Source organism: Pseudomonas sp. LB1P83 (assembly GCF_054897885.1).
This window is the reverse complement of sequence record NZ_CM142709.1, coordinates 1580961-1606830: the sequence shown is the minus strand read 5'-3', so window position 1 is coordinate 1606830 and position 25870 is coordinate 1580961. Positions and strand designations below refer to the sequence as shown.

At 59.0% G+C, this 25870-nt stretch carries 25 protein-coding genes; 16 read left to right on the top strand and 9 right to left on the bottom strand.

Annotated features, from left to right (window positions below):
• Positions 1-22: 22 nt before the first annotated feature.
• The 5 genes from ACYZTY_RS07360 (at position 23) to ACYZTY_RS07340 (ending at position 5738) form a co-directional block, all read left to right on the top strand.
• Positions 23-658 (top strand): RluA family pseudouridine synthase, encoded by a 636-nt coding sequence (locus ACYZTY_RS07360; RefSeq protein WP_030131660.1) that lies wholly within the window; start codon positions 23-25, stop codon positions 656-658.
• A 50-nt stretch (positions 659-708) separates the two neighbouring features.
• Entirely contained in the window at positions 709-1815 is a 1107-nt protein-coding gene (locus ACYZTY_RS07355; protein WP_461957905.1) for a hypothetical protein, read from the top strand.
• Between the two features lie 76 nt (positions 1816-1891).
• Positions 1892-3181: a M18 family aminopeptidase gene (locus tag ACYZTY_RS07350; protein WP_310352172.1), complete on the top strand. Its 1290-nt coding sequence runs from the start codon at positions 1892-1894 to the stop codon at positions 3179-3181.
• 140 nt (positions 3182-3321) lie between these two features.
• Entirely contained in the window at positions 3322-3498 is a 177-nt protein-coding gene (locus ACYZTY_RS07345; RefSeq protein WP_165557498.1) for a hypothetical protein, read from the top strand.
• Positions 3499-3575: 77 nt separating this feature from the next.
• Positions 3576-5738 (top strand): mechanosensitive ion channel family protein, encoded by a 2163-nt coding sequence (locus tag ACYZTY_RS07340; protein WP_461957904.1) that lies wholly within the window; start codon positions 3576-3578, stop codon positions 5736-5738.
• 112 nt (positions 5739-5850) lie between these two features.
• On the opposite strand, the gene ACYZTY_RS07335 is transcribed toward ACYZTY_RS07340, so the two are convergent.
• Entirely contained in the window at positions 5851-6564 is a 714-nt protein-coding gene (locus tag ACYZTY_RS07335) for a UTRA domain-containing protein (protein WP_008030372.1), read from the bottom strand.
• A gap of 349 nt (positions 6565-6913) precedes the next feature.
• On the opposite strand from ACYZTY_RS07335, the gene ACYZTY_RS07330 reads away from it, so the two are divergent.
• The 6 genes from ACYZTY_RS07330 (at position 6914) to ACYZTY_RS07305 (ending at position 12309) form a co-directional block, all read left to right on the top strand.
• Entirely contained in the window at positions 6914-7978 is a 1065-nt protein-coding gene (locus ACYZTY_RS07330; protein WP_461957903.1) for an ABC transporter substrate-binding protein, read from the top strand.
• Between the two features lie 140 nt (positions 7979-8118).
• The gene (locus ACYZTY_RS07325; RefSeq protein ID WP_461957902.1) at positions 8119-8925 is read left to right on the top strand and encodes an alkaline phosphatase family protein; all 807 of its coding nucleotides are present in this window, start codon (positions 8119-8121) and stop codon (positions 8923-8925) included.
• Positions 8926-8930: 5 nt separating this feature from the next.
• Complete coding sequence (locus ACYZTY_RS07320; protein ID WP_461959266.1) at positions 8931-9767, top strand: ABC transporter permease; 837 nt, start codon at positions 8931-8933, stop codon at positions 9765-9767.
• Positions 9754-10554, top strand: a complete 801-nt coding sequence (locus ACYZTY_RS07315; protein WP_131063436.1) for an ABC transporter permease — start codon at positions 9754-9756, stop codon at positions 10552-10554. The genes ACYZTY_RS07320 and ACYZTY_RS07315 overlap by 14 nt, the downstream gene beginning before the upstream one ends.
• The gene (locus ACYZTY_RS07310; RefSeq protein ID WP_461957901.1) at positions 10551-11540 is read left to right on the top strand and encodes an ABC transporter ATP-binding protein; all 990 of its coding nucleotides are present in this window, start codon (positions 10551-10553) and stop codon (positions 11538-11540) included. Before ACYZTY_RS07315 ends, ACYZTY_RS07310 begins: the two co-directional genes overlap by 4 nt.
• A gap of 115 nt (positions 11541-11655) precedes the next feature.
• A complete protein-coding gene (locus tag ACYZTY_RS07305) occupies positions 11656-12309 on the top strand; it encodes an HAD family hydrolase (protein ID WP_461957900.1) in 654 nt (217 codons plus the stop codon).
• Between the two features lie 130 nt (positions 12310-12439).
• Here the strand turns inward: ACYZTY_RS07305 and ACYZTY_RS07300 are convergent, their stop codons facing one another.
• Complete coding sequence (locus ACYZTY_RS07300; RefSeq protein ID WP_461957899.1) at positions 12440-13402, bottom strand: NAD(P)H-quinone oxidoreductase; 963 nt, start codon at positions 13400-13402, stop codon at positions 12440-12442.
• 139 nt (positions 13403-13541) lie between these two features.
• On the opposite strand from ACYZTY_RS07300, the gene ACYZTY_RS07295 reads away from it, so the two are divergent.
• Positions 13542-15623, top strand: a complete 2082-nt coding sequence (locus ACYZTY_RS07295; protein ID WP_461957898.1) for a carboxy terminal-processing peptidase — start codon at positions 13542-13544, stop codon at positions 15621-15623.
• Between the two features lie 147 nt (positions 15624-15770).
• Positions 15771-17561 carry a bifunctional diguanylate cyclase/phosphodiesterase gene (locus ACYZTY_RS07290; protein WP_461957897.1) on the top strand — a complete coding sequence of 597 codons (1791 nt, stop codon included), beginning with the start codon at positions 15771-15773 and terminating at the stop codon, positions 17559-17561.
• 167 nt (positions 17562-17728) lie between these two features.
• Here ACYZTY_RS07290 and ACYZTY_RS07285 read toward each other — a convergent pair whose 3' ends face one another.
• On the bottom strand, positions 17729-18055 hold the full coding sequence (locus tag ACYZTY_RS07285; protein WP_461957896.1) for a hypothetical protein: 327 nt from the start codon (positions 18053-18055) through the stop codon (positions 17729-17731).
• Positions 18056-18208: 153 nt separating this feature from the next.
• On the opposite strand from ACYZTY_RS07285, the gene ACYZTY_RS07280 reads away from it, so the two are divergent.
• Entirely contained in the window at positions 18209-18793 is a 585-nt protein-coding gene (locus ACYZTY_RS07280; protein ID WP_461959428.1) for a hypothetical protein, read from the top strand.
• Between the two features lie 167 nt (positions 18794-18960).
• Here the strand turns inward: ACYZTY_RS07280 and ACYZTY_RS07275 are convergent, their stop codons facing one another.
• The 6 genes from ACYZTY_RS07275 to ACYZTY_RS07250 form a co-directional block, all read right to left on the bottom strand.
• Positions 18961-19287, bottom strand: coding sequence for a hypothetical protein (locus ACYZTY_RS07275; protein WP_461957895.1), 327 nt, complete (start codon positions 19285-19287; stop codon positions 18961-18963).
• A 484-nt stretch (positions 19288-19771) separates the two neighbouring features.
• Complete coding sequence (locus ACYZTY_RS07270; RefSeq protein ID WP_461957894.1) at positions 19772-20179, bottom strand: SEL1-like repeat protein; 408 nt, start codon at positions 20177-20179, stop codon at positions 19772-19774.
• A complete protein-coding gene (locus ACYZTY_RS07265; protein ID WP_003223109.1) occupies positions 20180-20551 on the bottom strand; it encodes a hypothetical protein in 372 nt (123 codons plus the stop codon). It abuts the gene before it with no gap.
• The gene (locus ACYZTY_RS07260; protein WP_461957893.1) at positions 20548-20889 is read right to left on the bottom strand and encodes a helix-turn-helix domain-containing protein; all 342 of its coding nucleotides are present in this window, start codon (positions 20887-20889) and stop codon (positions 20548-20550) included. Before ACYZTY_RS07260 ends, ACYZTY_RS07265 begins: the two co-directional genes overlap by 4 nt.
• 114 nt (positions 20890-21003) lie before the next feature.
• Positions 21004-21459, bottom strand: coding sequence for a YkvA family protein (locus ACYZTY_RS07255; protein ID WP_461959265.1), 456 nt, complete (start codon positions 21457-21459; stop codon positions 21004-21006).
• A 293-nt stretch (positions 21460-21752) separates the two neighbouring features.
• Complete coding sequence (locus ACYZTY_RS07250; RefSeq protein WP_461957892.1) at positions 21753-22466, bottom strand: FKBP-type peptidyl-prolyl cis-trans isomerase; 714 nt, start codon at positions 22464-22466, stop codon at positions 21753-21755.
• Positions 22467-22735: 269 nt separating this feature from the next.
• Between ACYZTY_RS07250 and ACYZTY_RS07245 the strand changes: the two genes are divergently transcribed.
• Together ACYZTY_RS07245 and ACYZTY_RS07240 are read left to right on the top strand one after the other, a co-directional pair.
• On the top strand, positions 22736-24547 hold the full coding sequence (locus tag ACYZTY_RS07245) for a di-heme-cytochrome C peroxidase (protein ID WP_461957891.1): 1812 nt from the start codon (positions 22736-22738) through the stop codon (positions 24545-24547).
• Entirely contained in the window at positions 24544-25677 is a 1134-nt protein-coding gene (locus ACYZTY_RS07240; protein ID WP_461957890.1) for a catalase family protein, read from the top strand. The genes ACYZTY_RS07245 and ACYZTY_RS07240 overlap by 4 nt, the downstream gene beginning before the upstream one ends.
• The last annotated feature ends 193 nt before the right edge of the window (positions 25678-25870 follow it).

Below are 25870 nucleotides of genomic sequence, written 5' to 3'. Positions count from 1 at the left end.
CGTTTGTTACGAGGCTGTTTTAATGCCGTTGTCCAACATCCGCATCATCCATCAGGACGCCGCCGTACTGGTGGTGGATAAACCGACCCTGCTGCTCTCTGTCCCTGGCCGGGCCGATGACAACAAGGATTGCCTGATCACCCGCCTGCAAGAAAACGGCTACCCGGAAGCGCGAATCGTCCATCGCCTGGATTGGGAAACGTCCGGGATCATCCTGCTGGCCCGTGACCCGGACACTCATCGCGAGTTGTCTCGGCAATTTCACGACCGTGAAACCGAAAAAGCCTACACCGCCCTGTGCTGGGGACAACCGGAACTGGACAGCGGCAGCATCGACTTGCCCTTGCGCTACGATCCGCCGACCAAGCCACGCCATGTGGTGGACCACGAGTTCGGCAAACACGCCCTGACCTTCTGGCGAGTGCTGGAACGTTGCGGCGACTGGTGCCGCGTCGAACTGACGCCGATCACCGGCCGCTCCCACCAGTTGCGCGTGCACATGCTTTCCATCGGCCACCCGCTGTTGGGTGACGGGCTCTACGCCCACGAACAGGCCCTGGCCGCCTGGCCGCGCTTGTGCCTGCACGCCAGCATGCTCAGCTTCACCCATCCGCAAACCGGTGAACGCTTGCGCTTCGAATGCCCCGCACCGTTTTAAGCACTGCCAGACACACAGTCGCCTGCTTTAGCAAAAGGATACCCATCCCGATGAGTTGCACCGAATTCCTGGCAACACCCGTCAAAAAAACCCGACACCAATTGCTTTATCTGATCTATGGCAATCAGGACGTTTACCGGCGCGAAGCCAAGTTCAGTATTTTGACCGCGCTGTCCCACGCGAAGAACGGCAAGCTCCCGAGCATCAGAATCCTCACGGATCGTCCTCAGGACTACGCCGGCTGGCCGGTCGAAACGGTCACGCTGACCCAGGAAACCCTGACCTTGTGGCAAGGCGAAAACGGCTATCACCACCGCCGCAAGGCCTGCGCGATGGCCGCCGGTCTCACGCTTGCGGAAAAAACCCTGTTCGTCGATACCGACACGCTGTTCACCAGCGACCCGAACCTGATCTTCAAACAGATTCAGCCGCAGCATTACTTGATGGATCGCTTTGAGTACGACTGGCAGGACGTGTGTGAACGCCCCGACTATGTGAAGCTCGGCGGTTGCCTGCACGCTCACGGCATCACTGCGGACAACGGTTTCAAGCTGTACAACAGCGGATTGTGTGGCTTGACCGACCGCGACACCGCCCTGCTCGAAGAGTCGATCAAATTCATCGACGAATGGACCCGCGACGGCTTCGATATCCACACCATCGAGCAGATCGCCCTGTCGTTCGCGATGCGTGACAAACCGGTTTATGAAGCTAAAAAATACATCTATCACTACTTCGCGGAAAAACGCTTTTTCCATGCGATGCAGGCGTATTTCTTCTCTCAGCATGGCGAGCAGTTCAGCCACGCGTTAGTGGAACTGTGTCGGGACGTGCCGCGCGTCAAACCCGTCCCTTCGGCCTGGCAGCGGCTGAAAATCAAATGGAAGCTGCGCAACCAGCGTGGCGCCATGCGAAAGGTCGGCCGCGATCTGCTTTACGGCAGCGCAGCGCCTGATCATCCGTACTACACGGCCTGCCGACACGAATGGTGGGAATGTGCCTCGCGGGAGATTCTTCGTTGGGACCAGTCTCGTCAGAAAAAGCTGCTGGAGACTCATCAGAACGCCTGGCCCCGGCAGCTGCCCAAGCCTGAAAAGCCTGAAGATGAGCAGATCATCATGAAGTACCTGAAAAAGCGGGTAGCGGCTGCCAGATGACGTGACCGGTTCACGTCATGCCCAAAGGCTCCAGCCAATACGTTAAACTTCCGCCCATTGCTGTCTGGAGCTTCTTATGCGCGAAGAGTTGAACCAAGGCCTGATCGACTTCCTCAAGGCCTCCCCTACCCCGTTCCATGCCACTGCCAGCCTTGTTCAGCGCCTGGAAGCGGCGGGTTTTGTGCGCCTCGACGAGCGCGAGCCCTGGACCACCGAAGCCAACGGTCGTTACTACGTCACCCGTAACGACTCGTCCATCGTCGCGATCAAGATGGGACGTCATTCGCCGCTGCATGGCGGTATTCGCCTGGTCGGCGCCCACACCGACAGCCCGTGCCTGCGGGTCAAACCCCAGCCGGAACTGCAACGCCAGGGTTTCTGGCAACTGGGCGTCGAAGTCTACGGCGGTGCGTTGCTGGCGCCGTGGTTTGACCGCGACTTGTCCCTGGCCGGCCGCGTGACATTCCGTCGCGACGGCAAGGTCGAGAGCCAGCTGATCGACTTCAAGGCACCGATCGCCACCATCCCGAACCTGGCGATCCACCTCAATCGTGAAGCCAACATGGGCTGGGCCATCAACGCCCAGACCGAACTGCCGCCGATCCTCGCGCAATTTGCCGGCGACGAGCGCGTGGACTTCCGCGCCGTGCTCACCAATCAGCTTGCGCTCGAGCATGGCTTGAATGCCGACGTGGTGCTCGACTATGAGCTGAGCTTCTACGACACCCAAAGCGCTGCCGTTATCGGCCTGCATGGCGACTTCATCGCCGGCGCGCGCCTGGACAACTTGCTGTCATGCTATGCCGGCCTGCAAGCCTTGCTGACCGCTGAAACCGACGAAACCTGCGTGCTGGTGTGCAACGACCACGAAGAAGTCGGTTCCTGCTCGGCCTGCGGGGCCGATGGCCCGATGCTTGAGCAGACTTTGCGTCGCCTGCTGCCTGAAGGTGACGAGTTCGTGCGCACCATTCAGAAATCCTTGCTGGTCTCGGCCGACAACGCCCACGGCGTGCATCCCAACTATGCGGACAAGCACGACGCCAACCACGGCCCGAAACTCAACGCCGGCCCGGTGATCAAGGTCAACAGCAACCAGCGCTACGCCACCAACAGCGAAACCGCCGGGTTCTTCCGCCATCTGTGCATGGCCGAAGAAGTACCGGTGCAAAGCTTCGTGGTGCGCAGCGACATGGGCTGCGGCTCGACCATCGGCCCGATCACCGCCAGCCACTTGGGCGTGCGCACCGTGGACATCGGCCTGCCGACGTTCGCCATGCACTCGATCCGTGAACTGTGCGGCAGCCATGACCTGGCCCACCTGGTCAAAGTGCTGAGCGCGTTCTATGCCTGCCAGGAGCTCCCATAACCCCATGTAGGAGCCAGGCTTGCCGGCGAAGGCGCCCTCGAAATCGCCTTCGCCGGCAAGCCGTGCTCCTACAGGTGTTCTATGCTCGAAACCCAAAAGCCACCTAGACTTTAAATACCCTTCCGACAAGGCAGTCGCCCATGATCTCGATGTCTGCATTCCACGCCATGCTGATCCCCATTCTTGCCGGGATGATCCTGCTGGCAATCGGCTTCAATTTTCGCGACAAAAACGCCGGCGTGTTCGCCATGTGGATCGGCATGCTGACGATCCTCGCCACCGTGGTGTTCAAGATCCTCGCCAAACTCAACGAATAAATCCTCCCCTTGGCTCGCATTGATTTTGACGGGCTCTTACACTCGGCCGATCTGTTCATCCCAAGGTTGACCGCCTAGTGTTCGCTCGTCTTTTCGCCCTGCCGTGTTTTTTCCTTGTCTGCCTGATGGCGCTGCTGCCGATGGCGCCAGCCCAGGCGGTCGGTTTGCCGGGCTTGCTCAACAGCTCGGCAAAACAGCCCGAGGCGCAAGAACCGCTGGGGCAGTCGCTGGACGAAGTCATCAAGTCGCTGGAGAACGATCAGCAGCGCACCAAATTGCTGGCGGATCTGAAGAAGCTGCGCGATGTCACCAAAAAGGCCCAGCCGACCGCGGAACAAGGCGTACTTGGCCTAATCGGCGGCACGCTGGCCAACTTCGAAAAACAGTTCTCCGGCGCAGGCAGTCCGCTCACACGCTGGTCCGAAGAGTTTGGGCTGGCTCAGGACGAACTCGTGGCGCTGATGCTGCCGGCCAACGAGTGGCTGCCGATCATCTTTGCCTTCGCCATGATTCTGATGGTTTGGAGTCTGTTGGCCGCTGCGCTGATCTGGGTCGGACACCGGGTGCGCATGCGTTTCGGCCTGACCGAAGAACTGCCGCAACACCCCAAGGCTCTCGACATGTTGCGCTTCGCCCTGCGCAAACTCGGGCCGTGGCTGATTGCCTTGGTCATCACGGTCTACATGAGCTACGCCCTGCCCTCGTCACTGGGTAAAAGCCTGGCCATGGTGCTGGCCTATGCGCTGGTGGTTGGCACCTGTTTCTCGGCGATCTGCGTGATCGCGTTTTCCCTGCTCGATGGCCCGCACCGTCACCGCGCCTTGTACATCCTGCGCCATCAAGCCTTCCGGCCGTTGTGGCTGATCGGCAGTTTCGCCGCGTTCGGTGAAGCATTGAGTGATCCGCGCCTGGTCACCAGCCTTGGCAGTCATCTGGCCCACACCGCCGCCACCGTCGCCAACGTGCTGGCCGCGCTGTCCACCGGGTTGTTTATCCTGCGCTTCCGCCGACCGATCGCTCACCTGATCCGCAACCAGCCGCTGTCCCGACGCCTGACGCGCCGCGCACTCAGCGACACCCTCTCGATTCTTGGCACCTTCTGGTACGTACCGGCCCTGGTGCTGGTGGCCATCTCGCTGTTCGCCACGTTTGTCTCGGCCGGCGACACCAGCACCGCGCTGCGCCAGGCGCTGATCTGCACCGTGTTGCTGGTGTTGTGCATGGTCATCAACGGTCTGGTGCGCCGACATGCGCTCAAACCTCAACGCGGCGTGAAGCGTCATGCGCTGTATTCGGAACGACTGAAAAGTTTCTTCTACACCCTCGCCCATCTTGTGGTGTGGCTGGTCTTTATCGAACTGGGCCTGCGTGTCTGGGGCATGTCGCTGATCTCGTTCACCGAAGGCGAAGGCCACGAAGTCAGCGTCAAACTGTTCAGCCTCGCCGGCACGCTGATTTTTGCCTGGCTGATCTGGATCCTCAGCGACACCGCCGTGCACCACGCCCTCACCCGTTCGCGCAAAGGCCTGGCCAACGCCCGCGCACAGACCATGATGCCGTTGATCCGCAACGTGCTGTTCGTGGCGATTTTCATCATCGCGCTGATTGTCGCGCTGGCGAACATGGGCATGAACGTCACGCCACTGCTGGCCGGTGCCGGTGTGATCGGCCTGGCCATCGGTTTCGGTGCGCAGTCGCTGGTCGCGGACTTGATCACCGGCCTGTTCATCATCATCGAAGACTCCCTGGCCATCGACGACTACGTGGACGTCGGCGGCCACTTGGGCACTGTTGAAGGCCTGACCATCCGCACCGTTCGCCTGCGGGACATCGACGGCATCGTGCATACCATTCCGTTCAGCGAAATCAAAAGCATCAAGAACTACTCCCGGGAGTTCGGCTACGCGATCTTCCGGGTGGCAGTGCCCGCCAGCATGGACATCGACGAGGCGATCAAACTGATGCGCGAAGTCGGCCAGAAAATGCGCACCGATCCGCTGCAACGGCGCAATATCTGGTCGCCGCTGGAGATCCAGGGTGTCGAAAGTTTCGAGTCCGGCAATGCGATTCTGCGTGCCCGGTTCAAGACTGCGCCGATCAAACAGTGGGAGGTTTCACGGGCGTTCAATTTGTCGCTGAAACGGCATCTGGATGAGGCCGGGATGGATCTGGCGACACCGCGGATGAGTGTGCAGGTGATTACTGCGGGTGGTGGCCCTCAGAAGGATGTACCTGCTTGACGCATGGGATGGCTGTCCGGGCCCCATCGCGAGCAGGCTCACTCCTACATTTGAAGTGCATTCCAATGTGGGAGTGAGCCTGCTCGCGATGGCGGCGACGCGGTCTCCCTGGCTAAACCACATCCACCCCGACATGAATCGCATCATGCCGCCAAAACTCAAGATCACAATCGATCAGCCGCTCATGCTGATCGTAATTGACCCGGGCAATCCGCAACCCCGGGCTCCCCACCGATACCCGTAATGCCGCCGCCGCGTCCACCGACAAGGCCGTCGGCACGATCTCGAAACGCACCCGACCGTAATGCAAGTCGTAATGCCGCGCATAGAGCTCGGTGATCGACTGATTCAGATCGAACTCCAGAATCCCCGGGAAATACTGCGGATTCAGGTAGTGCTCCACGTACAACACCAGCCGCTCGTCAATGCGCCGCGCCCGGCAAATCTGGATCACGCTGGACAACGCCGGCAACTGCAACCACGCGCATACCGCTGCCGACGCCGGTTGCAACCGCGCCGAGATCACCTCGGTCGACGGCACTCGCCCCTGAGCGCTGACCATGGCGTGAAAGTGACTGCGTTGCATCAGGTTGTAAGCCAGACGCGGTGGCGACACGAACCAGCCACGACGCTCCTCCCGATAAATCTGCCCTTGGGCTTCCAGTTGCAACAATGCTTCACGCACGGTGATCCGAGTGGTACCGAACAATTCACTGAGCTTGCGCTCGGCTGGCAGTTTGCTCCCGGGCGCCAACAGGCCATGGTCGAGCTGTTCTTGCAGAACCTGCCCGATGGCTGTCACCGCTTTGGTGGTCTCGATGCGCATCAACGTTACCTATCTGGACTAGACCAGCACTGTTTCGGGGCAGAACCGTGATTCAAACCGGCTCCATCAACTCCCTGCAAGCCTAGGCACTGCTTGTGACTGGCAGATGACAAAGTTGCTGAACGGTTGCGCCTGACACCTGCAAAATCACAGCCAAGTCCTTTCGTATCAGCCTTTTAGCCATGGTCTACGCTTACCCGGAAGCCTGAGCATTACCGTGTAAAAAATGTAGGCCGACCGATCGTCGACATCAAAATGTCATCAGCGGCGCCTAAATTGGCTCAGGTATTGCTGACCTAGACCAACACAACCGCAATCGCAGCGTTGAAAACGCCCAAAGGAGCTTCGGATGAAAAAGCTTTTCCTGGCATCACTGTTAGGCTCGACCATTGCCATGTGCACCGCCGCCATGGCCGCTGATGATTTGAAAACCCTGGAAGCCGCTGCGAAAGCGGAAGGCGCGGTCAATAGCGTCGGCATGCCCGATGACTGGGCCAACTGGAAAGGCACCTGGGAAGACCTGGCCAAGACGTACGGCCTGAAACACATCGACACCGACATGAGCTCGGCGCAGGAAATCGCCAAGTTCGCCGCCGAGAAAGACAACGCCAGCGCCGACATCGGCGACGTCGGCGCAGCCTTCGGCCCGATCGCGGTCAAGCAAGGCGTGGTGCAACCCTACAAGCCAAGCACCTGGGACCAGATCCCGGACTGGGCGAAAGACAAGGACGGCAACTGGGCGCTGGCGTACACCGGCACCATCGCGTTCATCGTCAACAAAAAGCTGCTGCACGGCTCCGAAGCCCCTACCAAATGGGCTGATCTGAAAACCGGTAAATACAAGGTTTCCATCGGTGACGTCAGCACCGCCGCCCAGGCCGCCAACGGTGTACTGGCCGCGGCACTGGCCAACGGTGGCGACGAGAAGAACCTGCAACCAGCGCTGTTGCTGTTCGCAGATATCGCCAAGCAGGGTCGCCTGTCCATGGCCAACCCGACCATCGCCACGATGGAAAAGGGTGAAATCGAAGTCGGCGTGGTCTGGGACTTCAACGGCCTGAGCTACAAAGCCAAGATGGCCAACCCGGATGACTACGTTGTGCTGATCCCCTCCGATGGTTCGGTGATTTCCGGTTACACCACCATCATCAACAAGTACGCGAAGAACCCGAACGCCGCCAAGCTGACCCGCGAATACATCTTCAGCGATGCCGGTCAGATCAACCTGGCGAAAGGCAATGCCCGTCCGATCCGTGCCGAACACATCAAGCTGCCGGCTGACGTCCAGGCCAAGCTGCTGCCGAACGAGCAGTACAAAAAGGTCACGCCGATCAAAGACGCGGATGCGTGGGAAAAGACTTCCAAGGCTTTGCCGCAGAAGTGGAACGAAGAAGTCCTCGTCGAAATGAAGTAATGCTTCATCTGTAGGAGCGAAGCTTGCTCGCGAAGGCGGACAGTCAGCCAACATCATTGTTGGATGTAAATCCCTCTTCGGAGCAAGCTTCGCTCCTACAGGTTTCGCTGAAATCCAATGTTTCGCGGAGTTTTGCCCCTATGAAGCACAACGTCATCCTTGTCGTGCTCGACGGCCTCAACTTTGAGGTCGCGCGCCACGCCATGGGGCACCTGCAGGCTTACGTTGGCGCAGGACGCGCGGCGCTCTACAAACTGGAGTGCGAACTGCCGGCCCTGTCCCGACCGCTTTACGAATGCATCCTCACCGGCGTTCCGCCGATCGAGAGCGGCATCGTCCACAACAACGTTTCGCGCCTGTCCAACCAGCGCAGCATTTATCACTACGCCACGGATGCCGGCCTGACGACCGCCGCCGCGGCCTATCACTGGGTCAGCGAGTTGAATAACCGCTCGCCGTTCGTGGCCGCCCGGGATCGTCATACCGACGACCGCAACCTGCCGATCCAGCATGGTCACTTCTACTGGAACGATCACTACCCGGATTCGCACCTGTTCGCCGACGCCGAAAACCTGCGCTTGCGCCACGCACCAAACTTTTTATTGATCCACCCCATGAACATCGACGACGCCGGGCACAAGCACGGCCTCGACACCCCGCAATACCGCAACAGCGCCCGCTCGGCGGACATTATCCTGGCCGACTACCTGCAAGCCTGGCTCGATTCCGGCTATCAGGTGCTGGTGACCGCCGACCACGGCATGAACAACGACCGCTCCCACAACGGCCTGCTGCCGGAAGAACGCGAAGTGCCGCTGTTTGTCCTCGGTGATGCTTTCAGCCTCAACACCAGTGCGGCGCCAAAACAGACTGAAATCTGCGGCACTGTCTGCGAACTGCTGGGCGTGGCCCACGACAAACCTGTCTGCCGGGAGCTGCTCAAGTGAACGCCATGACCCGTGGTAAATGGCTGGCAGCGTTGTGCCTGGTGCCTTTTGCATTGTTCTTTATCGTGTTCGAGATCGCGCCATTGGTGTGGGTGATGATCAACAGCCTGCAATCGGAAGAGTTCGGCTGGGGCGTGGCCAACTTCACCAAAATCTTCAATTCGAAGTTCTATTTGCAGGCGATCCAGTACAGCCTGGAGATCAGTTTCTGGTCCAGCGTATTCGGCATCATTATCGCGGTGCTCGGCGCCTATTCCCTGCGCCGGGTCGACTCGAAACTGCGCAACTTCGTGAATGCCTTTGCCAACATGACCAGCAACTTCGCCGGTGTGCCCCTGGCCTTCGCGTTCATCATTCTGCTGGGGTTCAACGGCAGCTTCACCATCATGCTCAAGCAGGCCGGGATCATTCAGGACTTCAACCTGTACTCGAAAACCGGGCTGATCATTCTGTACACCTACTTCCAGATCCCATTGGGCGTGCTGCTGCTCTACCCGGCTTTCGACGCCTTGCGCGAAGACTGGCGTGAGTCCGCCGAGCTGCTCGGCGCCAACGGCTGGCAGTTCTGGCGCCACATCGGCTTGCCGGTGCTGACGCCTGCGCTGCTCGGCACCTTCGTGATCTTGCTGGCCAACGCCCTCGGCGCCTACGCAACGGTCTACGCGTTGACCACCGGCAACTTCAACGTGCTGCCGATCCGCATCGCGGCGATGGTTTCCGGCGACATTTCCCTTGATCCGAACCTCGCCAGCGCCCTGGCCGTGGTGCTCGTGGCGTTGATGACCCTGGTGACCATCGTGCATCAGTTGCTGTTGAAGAGGAGCTACCATGTCTCGCGCTGAACTGGGCCCCGTCGGTGTCTATCACCGGGTGGTGGTGTACTTGCTGTTTGCCATTCTGTTATTGCCGCTGGCCGGGACATTGATCTACTCGATCTCCAGCAGTTGGTCGGCGACCATTCTGCCCAGCGGCTTTACCTTCAAGTGGTACATCCAGCTGTGGAGCGATCCACGCTTTCTGCATGCCTTCGGGCAGTCGCTGCTGGTGTGCGTCGGCGCGTTGATTCTGTCGGTGGTGCTGATTCTGCCGCTGCTGTTCGTGGTGCATTACCACTTCCCCAAACTTGATGCGCTGATGAACATCCTGATCCTGCTGCCCTTCGCGGTGCCGCCGGTGGTGTCGTCGGTGGGGCTGTTGCAGCTCTATGGTTCCGGGCCGTTTGCGATGGTCGGGACGCCGTGGATTCTGATCGGCTGCTACTTCACCATCGCGCTGCCGTTCATGTACCGGGCGATCACCAACAACCTGCAAGCGATCAACCTGCGCGACCTGATGGACTCCGCTCAATTGCTGGGCGCCAGCACCTGGCAAGCCGCGTTCCTGGTGGTGCTGCCAAACCTGCGCAAGGGTTTGATGGTGGCGTTGCTGTTGTCGTTCTCGTTCCTGTTCGGTGAGTTCGTATTCGCCAACATCCTGGTCGGCACCCGCTACGAAACCCTGCAGGTCTACCTCAACAACATGCGTAACAGCAGCGGCCACTTCACCAGTGCGCTGGTGATCTCCTACTTCTTCTTTGTGCTGGTTCTGACCTGGGCGGCCAATATCTTGAACAAGGACAAAAGCGAATGAGCTATGTCAGCGTCCAACACCTGCAGAAAAACTACGCAGGCACCACGGTATTCAGCGACATCAACTGCGAAATCCAGAAAGGTGAATTCGTCACCCTGCTCGGCCCGTCCGGTTGCGGCAAGTCCACGCTGCTGCGGTGCATCGCCGGCCTGACCTCGGTGGATGGCGGCAAGATTCTGCTTGATGGTGTCGACATCGTGCCGTTGAGCCCGCAGAAACGCGGGATCGGCATGGTCTTCCAGAGTTACGCGCTGTTCCCGAACATGACCGTGGAACAGAACATCGCCTTCGGTTTGCGCATGCAGAAGGTCAACGCCGACGACAGCCACAAGCGCGTCGCCGAAGTGTTGAAACTGGTGGAGTTGAACGACTTCGCCGCGCGTTATCCGCATCAACTGTCGGGCGGCCAGTGCCAACGCGTGGCCCTCGCCCGCTCATTGGTCACCCGTCCACGACTGCTGTTGCTGGATGAACCGCTGTCGGCCCTCGATGCACGGATTCGCAAGCACCTGCGCGAACAGATCCGTCAGATCCAGCGCGAACTCGGCTTGACCACGATCTTCGTCACACACGATCAGGAAGAAGCACTGACCATGTCTGACCGGATTTTCCTGATGAATCAGGGAAAGATCGTACAGAGCGGCGACGCCGAAACCCTTTACACCGCGCCCGTGGATGTTTTTGCCGCGGGCTTTATCGGCAACTACAACCTGCTGGACGCCGACAGCGCCTCGAAACTGCTGCAACGGCCGATCAACCACCGCATTGCGATTCGCCCGGAAGCCATCGAACTGAGCCTCAATGGCGAGCTTGATGCGCAAGTGCGCAGCCACAGCTTGCTGGGCAATGTGATTCGTTATCGGGTCGAAGCCCGCGGCGTGGAATTGGTGGTGGATGTGCTGAACCGCTCGGCGGCCGATCTGCATCCCGATGGTCAGCGCCTGGCACTTTCCATCGATCCGACTGCCCTGTGTGAGGTAGCTTGAAAGCAGCGGCAAGCTTCAAGCCATAGGCTTCAAGTTGTAGACTGCTGAGCACCTCAATCCACTCTTGCAGCTTTTAGCTTGAAGCTTGAAGCTGTTCTCGAAGAGAACCCCACTGATGGCCCTGGCAATTTTTGATCTGGACGAAACCCTGATCCGCGGCGACTGCGCCACCCTCTGGAGCGAGCAAATGGGCCGCCTGGGCTGGGTCGATCCCGAGTCGTTCATGCGTCAGAACAACGAACTGATGGACGCCTACAGCCACGGCAAACTGCGGATGGAGGACTACATGACCTTCAGCCTGGAGCCGATGATCGGGCGCACACCCGAAGAGGTCGACCATTTGGTGGGGCCGTGGGTGGAAGACTTTATCGAGCCGATCATCTTCAGTGACGCCACCAAAGCCATCGCAGCCCATCGCAAGGCCGGCGACCGGATTCTGGTGATTTCGGCGTCGGGCACGCACCTGGTGAGGCCGATTGCCGACCGTTTGGGCATCGACGAAATTCTCGGCATCGAGCTGGAAGTGTTACACGGGGTTTATAGCGGCCACACCGTCGGCACCCTGACCTACCGCGAAGGCAAGATTACTCGCTTGCTGGAGTGGCTGGATGCGGAAGAAGAAAACCTGGAAGGTGCGAGTTTCTATTCCGACTCACGCAACGATTTACCGCTGCTGTTGAAGGTGGATTTCCCACACGTGGTGAACCCGGATCCGGTGCTGCTCGAGCACGCCGAAAAAGCTGGCTGGCCGATCCACCTCTGGAAATAACCAAAATCCCTGTAGGAGCGAGGCTTGCCCGCGAAAGCGGTGTATCAGTCAACACAACTGTTGAATGTAATTACGCCTTCGCGGGCAAGTCGGATCGCCGCACCGCTCGCTCCTACAAGGATCGGTGTTGTCAGGTCAGGCTTGGGTCGATCACCAAGACCAACTTCCCCGCCACCTTATTACTCGCCAGCTCGGCAAACGCCGCTTCCGCATCCTTGATCGCAAAGGTCTTCGCCAACTGCGGACTCAACCGCCCTTCAGCAAACAACGGCCACACATGCTGGTTCAAATCACTGAACAAATCCGCCTTGAACTGCTCATCGCGACTGCGCAAGGTCGAACCCAGCAGTTGCACGCGCTTGGCCAGGACCTGGGCCAGATCCAGCGTCGCTTCACGACCGCCCATCAAACCGATCAGCACCCACCGACCATCCTGAGCCAGCATCTTCAGGTTCAGCGCGGCGTAGTTGCCACCGACCGGATCGAGAATCACATCGAACGGCCCCAGATCACGCAAGCTGTCCAGGTCGCCAGTGCGCACAACACCACCCTGCGCACCCAGCGCTTCGCAATACGCCAGACGCTCGGCGGAGCCGACGCTGACCCAGACCGGGTTACCAAAGGCCTTGCACAGCTGAATGGCAGCTGAACCGATTCCACTTGCTCCGGCGTGCAGAAGAACTTTCTCACCCGGTTTGAGCGCAGCCAGTTGAAACAAATTCAGCCAAACGGTTGCATACACTTCCGGCAACGCCGCCGCCTCGGCCAGGGACAAACCTTCGGGGACGGGGAGCACGTGCCGTCCGTCGACAACTACCTCCTCGGCCATCCCGCCCCCGGCCAGCAAGGCGCAGACCCGATCGCCGACCTGCCAGGACGAGCCCGGGCCGACCTCGCTGATCACCCCAGAACACTCAAGACCCAGTACCTGACTGGCTCCCGGCGGTGGCGGATAAAGCCCCGCTTTCTGTAACAAATCGGCGCGATTGAGGCCCGCTGCCGCCACTCGAATACGAACTTGTCCTACATCGCATGTAGGACTGGGCTCTTCAACCCACTCCACTTGACCTTCCACGCCTTGCAATGCCTTCACAGTGCCTCCATAGTGAGTCTGGACTGAGCCCGTAGCTGTAGCGCCGGGCTTTCTTGCATTATGCGACCGGCCCCTGTGGAACCGGCGACTTCAAAGACGGCCTAATATGCGTGATCAATTGTCCCCGCGTCGAATCAGCATGAAGCATTTTTTACCCAGCACCGCCCTAGCCCTATTCATTGGTATCGGCCTGTTGCCGATGTCGAGCAGCACATTCGCAGCCAATAGCTGGGACAAGCTTCAGCCTGATCGTGACGAAGTGATCGCCAGCCTGAACGTCGTCGAACTGCTCAAGCGCCATCACTACAGCAAGCCGCCGCTCGATGACGCGCGCTCGGTGATCATCTATGACAGCTACCTCAAGCTGCTGGATCCGTCGCGCAGCTATTTCATGGCCAGCGACATTGCCGAATTCGACAAGTGGAAAACCCAGTTCGACGACTTCCTCAAAAGCGGCGACCTGAACGCCGGGTTCACCATCTACAAGCGCTACCTGGACCGCGTCAAAGCGCGTCTGGACTTTGCTCTTGCCGAGCTGAACAAGGGCGTCGATAAAATCGACTTCAACGCTAAGGAAACCTTGCTGATCGATCGCAAGGACGCCCCTTGGCTCAAGTCCACCGCCGAACTCGACGACCTGTGGCGCAAACGCGTCAAGGACGAAGTCTTGCGGCAGAAGATCGCGGGCAAGGACTCCAAGCAGATTCAGGAAACCCTGACCAAGCGCTATAAGAACCAGTTGGCGCGCCTGGACCAGACCCGTGCGGAAGACATCTTCCAGGCGTACATCAACACCTTCGCCATGTCCTACGACCCGCACACCAACTATCTGTCGCCGGATAACGCGGAAAACTTCGACATCAACATGAGCCTGTCCCTCGAGGGCATCGGCGCCGTGTTGCAGAGCGATAACGATCAGGTAAAAGTCGTGCGTCTGGTGCCTGCCGGCCCGGCCGACAAGACCAAGCTCGTGGCTCCAGCCGACAAGATCATCGGCGTTGCCCAGGGCAACAAAGAGATGGTCGACGTGGTCGGCTGGCGTCTGGACGAAGTGGTCAAGCTGATCCGTGGTCCGAAAGGCACCGTGGTGCGCTTGGAAGTGATTCCGGCCAGCAATGCCCCGAACGACCAGACCTCCAAGATCGTGCCGATCACCCGTGAAGCGGTGAAACTTGAAGACCAGGCCGTGAAGAAGTCGGTCCTCAACCTGAAACAGGACGGCAAAGACTACAAACTGGGCGTCATCGAGATCCCGGCCTTCTACCTCGACTTCAAGGCTTTCCGTGCCGGTGATCCGGACTACAAGAGCACCACTCGCGACGTCAAGAAACTGCTGACCGAGTTGCAGAAAGAGAAAGTCGACGGCGTAGTCATCGATCTTCGCAACAACGGCGGCGGCTCCTTGCAGGAAGCCACCGAGCTGACCAGCCTGTTCATCGACAAAGGTCCGACCGTGCTGGTGCGTAACGCCGACGGCCGGGTCGATGTGCTGGAAGATGAAAACCCGGGCGCCTTCTACAAAGGCCCGATGGCGTTGCTGGTCAACCGCTTGTCCGCCTCGGCTTCGGAGATTTTTGCCGGCGCCATGCAGGACTACCATCGCGCACTGATCATCGGCGGCCAGACCTTCGGTAAAGGCACCGTGCAGACCATTCAGCCGTTGAACCATGGCGAACTGAAACTGACCCTGGCCAAGTTCTACCGGGTTTCCGGCCAGAGCACCCAGCATCAGGGCGTACTGCCGGACATCGATTACCCGTCGATCATCGACACCAAGGAAATCGGCGAAAGCGCCCTGCCGGAAGCCATGCCGTGGGACACCATCCGTGCGGCCATCAAGCCGGCGGTCGACCCGTTCAAACCGTACATCGCGCAGCTCAAGTCCGAGCATGATTTGCGCTCTACCAAAGACGCAGAGTTCGTGTTCATCCGCGACAAACTGGCCCTGGCCCAGAAGTTGATGGAAGAAAAAACCGTCAGCCTCAACGAAGCCGATCGTCGTAAGCAACACGCCGACATCGAAGCCAAGCAACTGGTCATGGAAAACCTCCGTCGCAAGGCCAAGGGCGAAGAACCGCTCAAAGAGCTGAAGAAAGAAGACGAAGACGCGATCGCGGCCGAGCCGGACAAGACCAAGCCAGAAGACGATGCCTATTTGAGCGAGACCGGGCGGATTCTGCTGGACTACTTGAAACTCAACACTGCGGTAGCCAAGCACTAAGTGGTTACGAGCAAGATGATGGCAATTTAATGCTGACGCTCTCCGGAGCGTCATCATACAGTCATCATTCTGTCGTGAAATACAGGACTGGGAGCCCTCTTGAACAAGAGCGTGCTCCCAGTCCTTTTTTTATCGCCAGAGATTGCCATGACCACGACAGAACAGCTGAGTGCCTTGAGTTCCATACTGGCTCAAAGCGGCTTGCACAGCCTGTTCCAGCCGATCATCTCCCTCTCTGAACGACGCATTGTCGGCTATGAAGCCCTCTCCCGCGGCCCCTCGAACAGTCCGCTGCACTCCCCCATCGCATTGTTTGCGGTCGCGCGTCAGGCCGGTCGCTTGAACGAGCTGGAAATCGCCTGCCGTGAAAGTGCCTGCCGACGCTTCAATGAACAGCAGTTGCCCGGCAAACTGTTTCTTAACGTCTCTCCGGAATCCCTGCTTGAAGCCGCTCATCAACCGGGGCGAACCCTGCAATTGCTCCAGGACTTCGGCATACCGCCGAGTCAGGTGGTGATTGAACTCACCGAACAGACCCCGACCGACGATTTCCAGTTACTGCAAAACGCCCTGCATCACTATCGGGCGATGGGGTTTTCCATTGCGCTGGATGATCTGGGCGCCGGCTACTCAAGCTTGCGATTGTGGTCTGAACTGCGTCCGGACTATGTGAAGATCGACCGGCACTTCATCGACGGCATTCATCAGGACGCGCTCAAGCGTGAGTTCGTCGGCTCTATCCTGCAAATCGCCAAGGCCTCGCGGGCGCAGGTGATCGCCGAAGGTATCGAACTGCCCGAAGAACTCGCGGTGTTGACCGAGATGGGTGTCGATCTGGTGCAAGGCTATTTGCTGTGCCGGCCTCAAGAGCATCCACCTCGCGATGCCCGAGCCTTGATGCCCAAACACGACAGCACCGCCGTGGCGCTGAATGACGAAAGCAGTGACCTCAGCGCCTTGCTCAACGATCAACCAGCCGTGCACCGGGACACACCGACAGCCACGGTGCTGGAAGCCTTCCGCCGCCAGGCCAACCTGAACTCACTGGCGGTGCTCGACGAGCAAGGCCATCCCTGCGGCATCGTCCATCGACATTCGCTCTCGGACGCACTGCTCAAACCCTTTGCGACCGACCTGTTTGCCCGCAAGCCCATCAGCCGCTTGATGAACGACGATTTCCTCGCCGTGGAGATGAGCCAGTCACTGCAGCAGGTCAGCCGCTTGATCACCAGTCGCGCGCGTCAGCGCATTGAAGAAGATTTCATCATCACCCTCAACGGCGGTTATCTGGGATTGGGCCGGGTGATCGATGTGCTCAAGCTGATTACCGAGCTGAAAATCCAGCAAGCCCGTTACGCCAACCCGCTGACCCTGTTGCCAGGCAACGTGCCCATCCAGCAATGCCTGACACGGCTGCTGCAACAGGAACGGGAATCGGTGATCTGCTACGTCGACATCGACAGTTTCAAACCCTTCAACGACATCTACGGCTACGGCCGTGGGGACGAAGTCCTGCTGTGCCTGGCGCAATGCCTGAACGATCGCGTCGACCCGTCCCGCGACTTCGTCGGCCATATCGGCGGTGATGACTTCCTGCTGGTGCTCGGCCCGGAAGACTGGCGCAAACGTTTGAACCAGCTGCTGGACGACTTCCAGAGCCAATGCCGACGCTTCTACCGCAGCGAACACCTGGAAGCCGGCTGCTTTATCGCGCCAAATCGCCAAGGCGTGCGCCAGGAATTTCCGCTGCTGTCATTGTCGATCGGCGTGGTGCATTTGCACCCACAGGCCTGTGGACACCTCGATGCAAGCCAGTTGGCGGAAATGGCCTCGCAGGCCAAGCATCACGCGAAGAATGTGCCGGGGTATAGCGTGCATGTGATTGATAGTCTGGCGGTGCCGGTGCAGAACGAGGAATTGTTCATTGGGCAGCGGTGATTGAACGGACGCCTTCGCGGGCAAGTCGGATCGCCGCACCGCTCGCTCCTACAGAGTTTGGTGTCGTTCGCAATTATTGTGAACAACTCAACCTCTGTAGGAGCGAGCGGTGCGGCGATCCGACTTGCCCGCGAAGAGGCCCGACCAGACAACCAAAATCTCTGGAATTAATCCGCTTCTGACCTCGCCCCCAACCGCCGCCCAACCACATCCAGCACATCACAGCCATCGCGGAATGGAATCGCACATAGCAATGCGAAGTCGCTGAGAATCATGGAGTCGCACTCAATCGAACCGCGCATGGACAGGTTCTCCAGCACTTGGGTTACGGCTCGGATTCGATAGCGGGCAGCGTCGGTCAAAATATCGAGCGGCGCGTGGGTGTCGACGAACAAGGTGGGCATGTCGCTGCAGTTGCTGGTGAGCGCCATGAAGCGGTTCTTTGGATGGGAAACCGGTTTTTCGTAGGGTGGATCAGGATGAAGTGTTGGCATTTGAGACCTTCCGATGAAAATGGGGGCTGCCAAAAAGCCTTCCTACAGGCTTGGGTGGCAGCTATACGCGGGGTAGGAATACCGAGCATCGGAGACTCGACCACGCCGAAGCGTGCCCGCGCATAGCCGCCGCAACTGATCTTACGGACGCACATGGACGGCCGCAAACCCGGTTTCGACGCTTACGCAATACCGATGCTGAAAGGGTTCCTACACCCCACCACTGAATTTTCAGTGACCATCAAAGGCTATCGGTTGAACTCACTTCGCACCAGTTCATGGAAACCGCCGCAACTCGAAGGAAATCTCCGATGGATTTACACGGCATCAAACGCGGAGGACTTTGCGGGTGCTCGATCAGAAAAGAAGCCAGCAAAGGATGATGATGGCGTAGGACAATTCCCTAATACGCCGCCACCAATTCAAGAACCGTCAGAAACGCAAACGTGGCGGGAGGTTTCCCTCACGCCACGCTTGTTCTTCGGGCAACGATGGGTTACTTCGCAGCATCGCGAGGCGCCAACACTTTCAGCTTCATCTCGAAAAAAAACGGGGCGGATCTATTTTTTCGTGCATTTGCACCCACAGGCCTGTGGACACCTCGATGCGAGCCAGTTGGCGGAAATGGCCTCGCAGGCCAAGCATCACGGGAAGAATGTGCCGGGGTATAGCGTGCATGTGATTGATAGTCTGGCGGTGCCGGTGCAGAACGAGGAATTGATCATTGGGCAGCGGTGATTGAACGGACGCCTTCGCGGGCAAGTCGGATCGCCGCACCGCTCGCTCCTACAGGGTTTGGTGTCGTTCGCAATTATTGTGAACAACTCAACCTCTGTAGGAGCGAGCGGTGCGGCGATCCGACTTGCCCGCGAAGAGGCCCGACCAGACAACCAAAATCTCTGGAATTAATCCGCTTCTGACATCGCCCCCAACCGCCGCCCAACCACATCCAGCACATCACACCCATCACGCAACGGAATGGCGCAGAGCAGCGCGAAGTCGCTGAGAATCATGGAATCGCACTCAATCGAACCGCGCATGGACAGGTTCTCCAGCACTTGGGTGACCGCACGGATTCGGTAGCGGGCGGCGTCGGTCAAAATATCGAGGGGCGCGTGGGTGTCGACGAACAGCGTGGGCATGTCGCTGCAGTTGCTGGTGAGCGCCATGAAGCGGTTGTCTGGATGGGGAATTTGTGGGGTGTATGGCGGATCCGGAGTCAGTGTTTTCATAATTTAATGCCTAACGTATGGATTGGAGCCGCCAGAAATCACTTCCACGCGATAGGTGGCGGCTGAACGCGGGTGTGGAAGACCGAGACGTTAGGCACTCGGCGCACTCGAAAGCGCCCCGCGCACAGCCACCATAAAACACAGACGAAAAACGCCGAACTGGTGGCGCTTGACGCGCCTAACGATAGAAGGGCTTCCACGCCCTGTCACTGAATTTGCAGTGACCGCCAGAAGACTATCGATGAGACACGACGCGCACCAGTTCATGAAAGCCGCCACAACTCGAAGGAAATCTCCGATGAATTTGCCCGGCTTTAAACGCGCTGCACTTTGCGGGTGATCAATCAGGAAAGAAGTCAGGAATGGACGAAGTTGAAGTAGGGCGATTCTCTAATACGCCATCACTAATAAACGAACCGTCAGAAACGCAAACGTGTCGAGAGGTTTCCCTCACGCCACGTTCATTTGTCGAACCGCTATGTCTTTATTTCGCAGAATCGCGAGACGCCATCTCTTTAAGCTTCATCTCAGCCAACGGATGCCCCGCCTTCGCCGCCATTCCCCAAAACCGCGCCGCTTCATCCGGATCCGGCGCCTTGCTCGGCGTCCCCGCCAAACTGATCACGCCCACCTGATACGCCGCTTTGCCATCCCCCGCCAACGCCGCCAGGCGCAGCAATCGAACGCCTTCCTCACGAGCCCCAAGGCCAACGCCGCGAAAGGTCAGGATGTGGCCATAGAAGCTTTGCGCGCCGACGTCACCCAGATTGGCCATGCGCGCGAACTGGCCTTCGAGCCAGCTCCAGCCACGGGGCTGTCGCACGAACCACGACCAGTGAAACAACCGGCGGGCCAGCCAGTAACCGGCCCGTGCCTTGAGCTTTAAAAACACTCAGGCCTCCGCCGATTCCGGGTACTCGTATTCGAACACGCGCACCACTTCCGAGGCGTGCCACGAGGCGGCAGCAACGCCGTCGGACGGCCCGGAGAAACGCCCCAGACGTTCGACGCACTCGAAGAAACCGGTGCGTGGCAAGCGACTGGCGCCCTGGCTGATCACCAGCGAGCTGCGCAGCGGCTGCTCGGCCTTGGCATCCAGCGCGGCCAGATGCTCCAACGCAGCGGTGAGTGTTTGCATGGCCGGCGTGGGCAACTGCAAGCGCTCCAGCAAGGCTCGATAAGTCAGCAGATGGCGCTGGCGCCGGGCCTGATCCAGCTCACCCAGCAACCCGTCCCAATGTTGACGACTGATGCGTACGCTCACGTTTCATCCCTCCACCCTGGCACCGTCAGTTCCCAGGCCAGGCTGCGGCGAATCGCAGCGTCGGGCAGACGCTCGCCACTTTCGATCAAGGCCAGATAAGACGGGCTGATGCCTACCGTGCGGGCGAGCGCCTCAATGGCGATGCCCTTCCCTTCGCGCAAACTGCGTAGTTGATCCAGCCCCGGAAGAATCTGGTCTGGTGATGCTGCGTGACGCGCCGGCTTATCGGGTGCCGGTTGTTCGTTGATGCCTGCTGCTTTCAGTAGAGCCTGGTACTGAGCCCACGGCAAAACCGCGTATTCGGGCTCGCCTTCGCGTGTGATTATCTGAATATCCATGACTTCCCCGTAGGACAACGACACTTAGCGAGTCGGCACTTTTCCCTAGAAGTGTAATCCTAACAGCGGCCACGGTCGCGGGGGGTATGAATATAAGGGCGATCCTCACTCAAATCAGGTTTTTTTCGGGCCCTGAAGCTGAAGCTGCTCTGGGGTATCGGGGAGGCGCTCAGCCATCGCGAGCTTCTCCGGCAATTGGCGATTACGCCAGGCACGGAACGCATTGAGTTCGTCATCGAGGACTTTCATCAACCAGGCCAGCACGGCGATGTCATCGAGCATGCCGAATAACGGGATGAAGTCCGGGATCGCATCCACCGGGCTGAGGAAGTACATCAGGCCGGCAACCACCGAGAGCAACGCCTTCGGGCTGATGGCGCGGTACTCGCCGCGCCAGTAGGCCAGGCACAGTGCCTGCAACAGGCGCAAATCGTCCTTGAGTTTGCCCAATCGGTTGCCTTGGCTGGCACCTTTGCTGGCGACGGCGAACAGCAGGGTCGGCAAACGCCCACGGGCGAGCAGGCGTCCGGCGAGTGGCAGGAAACGAGCGAAATTCCAGGGTGCTTTCATCATTCCTCCCTCTGAAATGTTATCCACACAAATTGTGGATAACCTTGTGAACAGAGCTATTTTTCACGGCTGAAAGCCACGTTTCATAAGGGCTCAACTCAGATCGGGCGTTTTTTACTCACATAAAAAAACCCAAGATTTCATTGACTTGGCGCACCGGCGCGGCTAGCACGGCGTCCTCAATGGCTATGACTGCAACGTACAGCATCCGTTCGCTTTGTTTACCCTCGCTGAACGCCAGATGCAACAACGCCCCGCATAAAGCGAGGCGTTGTTTTTAAATCAGACGCTAATTACTTGGCGGCGTCTTCTTTTGCTGGATCCTTGATCGCCAGCAGTTCCAGGTCGAATACCAGCACCGAGTTGGCTGGAATCGCCGGGCTTGGGCTTTGGGCGCCGTAGGCCAGTTCGCTAGGGATGTACAGTTTGTACTTCTCGCCAACGTGCATCAGTTGCAGGCCTTCGACCCAACCCGGAATCACGCCGCTGACCGGCAGATCGATCGGGCTGCCACGATCGACGGAGCTGTCGAAGGTAGTGCCGTTGGTCAGCTTGCCGGTGTAGTGAACAGTCACTACGTCGGTCGGCTTAGGCTGTGCGCCATCAGCTTTCTTGACCACTTCGTATTGCAGACCCGAAGCAGTGGTGGTTACGCCGGCTTTCTTGGCGTTGTCTTCGAGGAATTTCTTGCCGGCGGATGCCGACTCTTCGCTCATTTTGGCCATACGCTCTTCAGCACGCTTCTGCAGTGCTGCGAAGGCTTCGACCAGCTCGTCATCCTTCAGCTTCTGTTCTTTCTTGCCGACGGCATCTTCGATGCCTTGGGCTACGGCTTTGGAATCAAGGTCATCCATGCCTTCCTGAGCCAGGCTCTTGCCCATGTTCAGGCCAATCCCGTAGGAAGCTTTTTGCGCCGGGGTTTTCAGCTCTACGCTGGTCTGCGAATCACAACCCGCAAGTACCAGGCTAACCAGGGCCACCGCCGCCGCCAACCGATGCTGTTTCATGCTATTTCCTTGTTCATGCGCCTAAAGGGCAATCGAGTAAAGCCGCGAGCTTATCAGGCGGCCACGACCAATGGCTACCGGCATGAGAGCAGGAAACTTCTGATAAGTTCAGGTGTTTTAACGCATTTCGGGATTGGAATGATGAAGCTTCTGTCATCTTGGGCTCACAGAGATGGGTGCCGTATCCCACAGCATCTGGCGTAATGGCCACTTGCCGCACCTCGAACACTGAGGCATAAGAGAGCTACAAATCGACAAGGATGTTTATCTTGCGCCTCTTATTCCGCCTGCTGGTGCTGTTCGCTGTGCTGTTGGGGCTGGGCCTGGCCGTGGTTCTGTATTACGTCGCCAACCCGAAACTGCCGACCTGGTCCCCCGTACAAAAGGTGCGTTATCTGGATCAGTGGAGCGCCGCTGACCGCCAGACTTACTACTTCACCCCCCAGGGCACTCAAGTCAAAGGCCTGCGCTATGACTGGTTCAAGGAACTCGAACTGCCCTTCTCGGAACAACGATTCGCCGCCCCCGAGTATCTCGCGCGCTTTGGTTTTCTGATCGACCCCGAGCAAAAAACCACGCCGAACAACAATCCCGGCAACTTGCCCGTGGGTTTTGCCCGCCATCAAAACCCCGGCAGCCAGGACGAGTACCTCGACATCACTTGCGCCGCCTGCCACACCGGTGAGTTGCGCTTCAATGGCCAGGCCGTGCGCATCGATGGAGGTTCGGCCCAGCATGTCCTGCCTTCCAGTGTTCCTACACTGCGCGGCGGCAGTTTCGGACAGGCGCTGGTGGCCAGTCTGATCTCGACTTACTACAACCCGTGGAAATTCGAACGCTTCGCCCGCAACGTGCTGAAAGAGAACTACGACACCCGGCACCAACAACTGCGCGAGGACTTCAAAACCTCTCTGTATACCTTCGTGAAGGTTGCCTGGAACGATACCCATCGTGGGCTCTATCCGACCGAGGAAGGCCCTGGCCGAACCGACGCCTTCGGACGCATCGCCAATGCCAGCTTCGGCGACGCGATTTCAACCGATAACTACCGCGTGGCGAATGCCCCGGTGGACTACCCGCAACTGTGGGATATGTGGACCTTTGACTGGGTGCAATGGAACGGTTCGGCGCAGCAACCAATGGCCCGCAACATTGGCGAGGCGCTGGGCGTTGGCGCCACCCTGAATTTCTTCGACGCCAACGGCCAACCGCTTAAAGGTGACGAGCGCTATCCGTCGAGTGTCCGCTTGCGCGATTTACACAAGATCGAACAAACCCTGCAACGGCTCAAACCGCCGGCCTGGCCGGAAGAAGAGCTGGGCGCTGTCGACAAGCCAATGGCCGTCAAAGGTCGCGAATTGTTCAGCGAAAACTGCGCCGGTTGCCACGTGCCTCGATCGGTCCAGACCAACGGCCGCTGGGTGCAACATCTGAAAATGCTGCCGGTGGACTACATCGGCACAGACCCGGGCGCGGCCAATAACATTGCCGACCATCGCTTCGACCTCAGCGCCTTGCAATGGGACCCGGCGGAACTGGCGAAACTGGATGTGCAGTTGCAGCCACCGCCCGCCGACCCCCTGGACATGAGCAAACTCTCGTCCGCCAAGGGCCTGGCCTACGTCACCGCGTTCGTAGGAAACCGCGCTTACCGCGAGGCGAAAATCCCCGAGGCCGAGCGCCCGGACATGGATGGCTTCGGCCTGCCGATTGGTGTGCGCGAACTGCGCGCCTACAAGGCCCGCCCATTGGCCGGTGTCTGGGCGACGGCGCCGTTTCTGCACAACGGTTCGGTGCCGAGCATTTATCAACTGCTCTCGCCCCAGGATGAACGCGCAACGACCTTCTACAATGGCACGTTCGAGTACGACCCCAGGCATCTGGGTTATCGCACCGAGGCCTTCACCAATGGCTTCAAGTTCGACACGCGCATCACCGGTAATCACAACAGCGGGCACGAATTCCGCGCCGGCAAGCTTGGCAACGGCGTCATTGGTCGCCTGCTGCAACCGGAGGAGCGCTGGGCGCTGCTGGAGTATCTGAAAGTGTTGGGCGGCCCGCTGGAGGCACAATTGCCATGAGCAGACTCTGGATCTGGTTTGGCGCGTTTCTCGGCAAAGCCCTGTTTTGCTTGTTCGGCTTGGGATTGCTGGGTTGGGCGCTGGCCACGGCCTGGTTTGCCTGGCAGCACCGGGGGCCGGTCTCGGCTGAAGAGCTGATCCCGGACGGTGAAGCGGCGATGACTCAGGCCATCATTCAGACCGCCGTGCGCATCGTCGATCAGCACCGTGAAAGCACCCGCTACCTGCGCGATGCGCATGCCAAGGCGCACGGTTGCGTGAAGGCCGAAGTCCAGGTGTTGCCGGATCTGGCGGACGGGCTGCGTCAAGGCGTGTTCAGCGAACCCGGTAAAACCTGGCAAGCGACGATGCGGCTGTCCAACGGCAATGCCTATCCACAGTTCGACAGTATCCGCGATGCCCGGGGCATGGCGATCAAGCTGCTCGATGTGCCCGGCAAACAACTGCTCGCCGATCAACAAAGCCGTGGTGAACAGGACTTCGTGATGTTCAGCCACCCGAATTTCTTCGTCAGTGATGTCGCCGAATACCGTCAGAATGTGGCCGCTCAGGCCGATGGCAAGAAGCTGACGGCGTTTTTCCCCGGCTGGGATCCGCGCACGTGGCAGGTTCGGCATCTGTTTATTGCCTTGGCGACACTCTCCCCGGCGCCGGAAAGTCCGACGCAGACCACTTACTTTTCGGTTTCGCCCTACAAGTTCGGTGACGCCAACGCCAAGTTCCGGGTCATGCCGGACCCCGACAGTTGCCCGGCCTACACCTTGCCGACTCAGAATCAGAAGCTGCCGAATTTTTTGCGCAATGCGCTGAACCAGCAATTGTCGACGGATCGGGTGCCGGCGTGCTTCGTCTTGCAGATCCAGCGGCAGGATCCGGACAAATACATGCCGATCGAAGACACGAGTATTGAATGGAAGGAAAAAGATGCGCCGTTCGAAACCGTGGCGCGAATCAAACTGCCCGCCCAGGACTTCGATACACCGGCGCTGAACCTGCAATGCGACAACCAGTCGTTCAATCCGTGGTTCGGGCTTGAGGCCCATCGACCGATTGGCGGCATCAACCGCCTGCGCAAAGCGGTGTATGAAGCCGTGAGCGATTACCGCCATAGCCGCAACGCAGAACAATGAGAAGCAGGCAGGAATAAAACGCCTCTACGATCGACGCGGGCCAACGCACTACCGCATACGCGCAGCTGGCGAAGCCTGCGTTCGGCTGCGCAGCAGTCGCAAAACCACACAACGCGGTGAGTCAGATCCATCCGAGACTTAGGATTTACGACTGCTGCGCAGCCGAACGCAGGCTTCGCCAGCTGCAGATCGC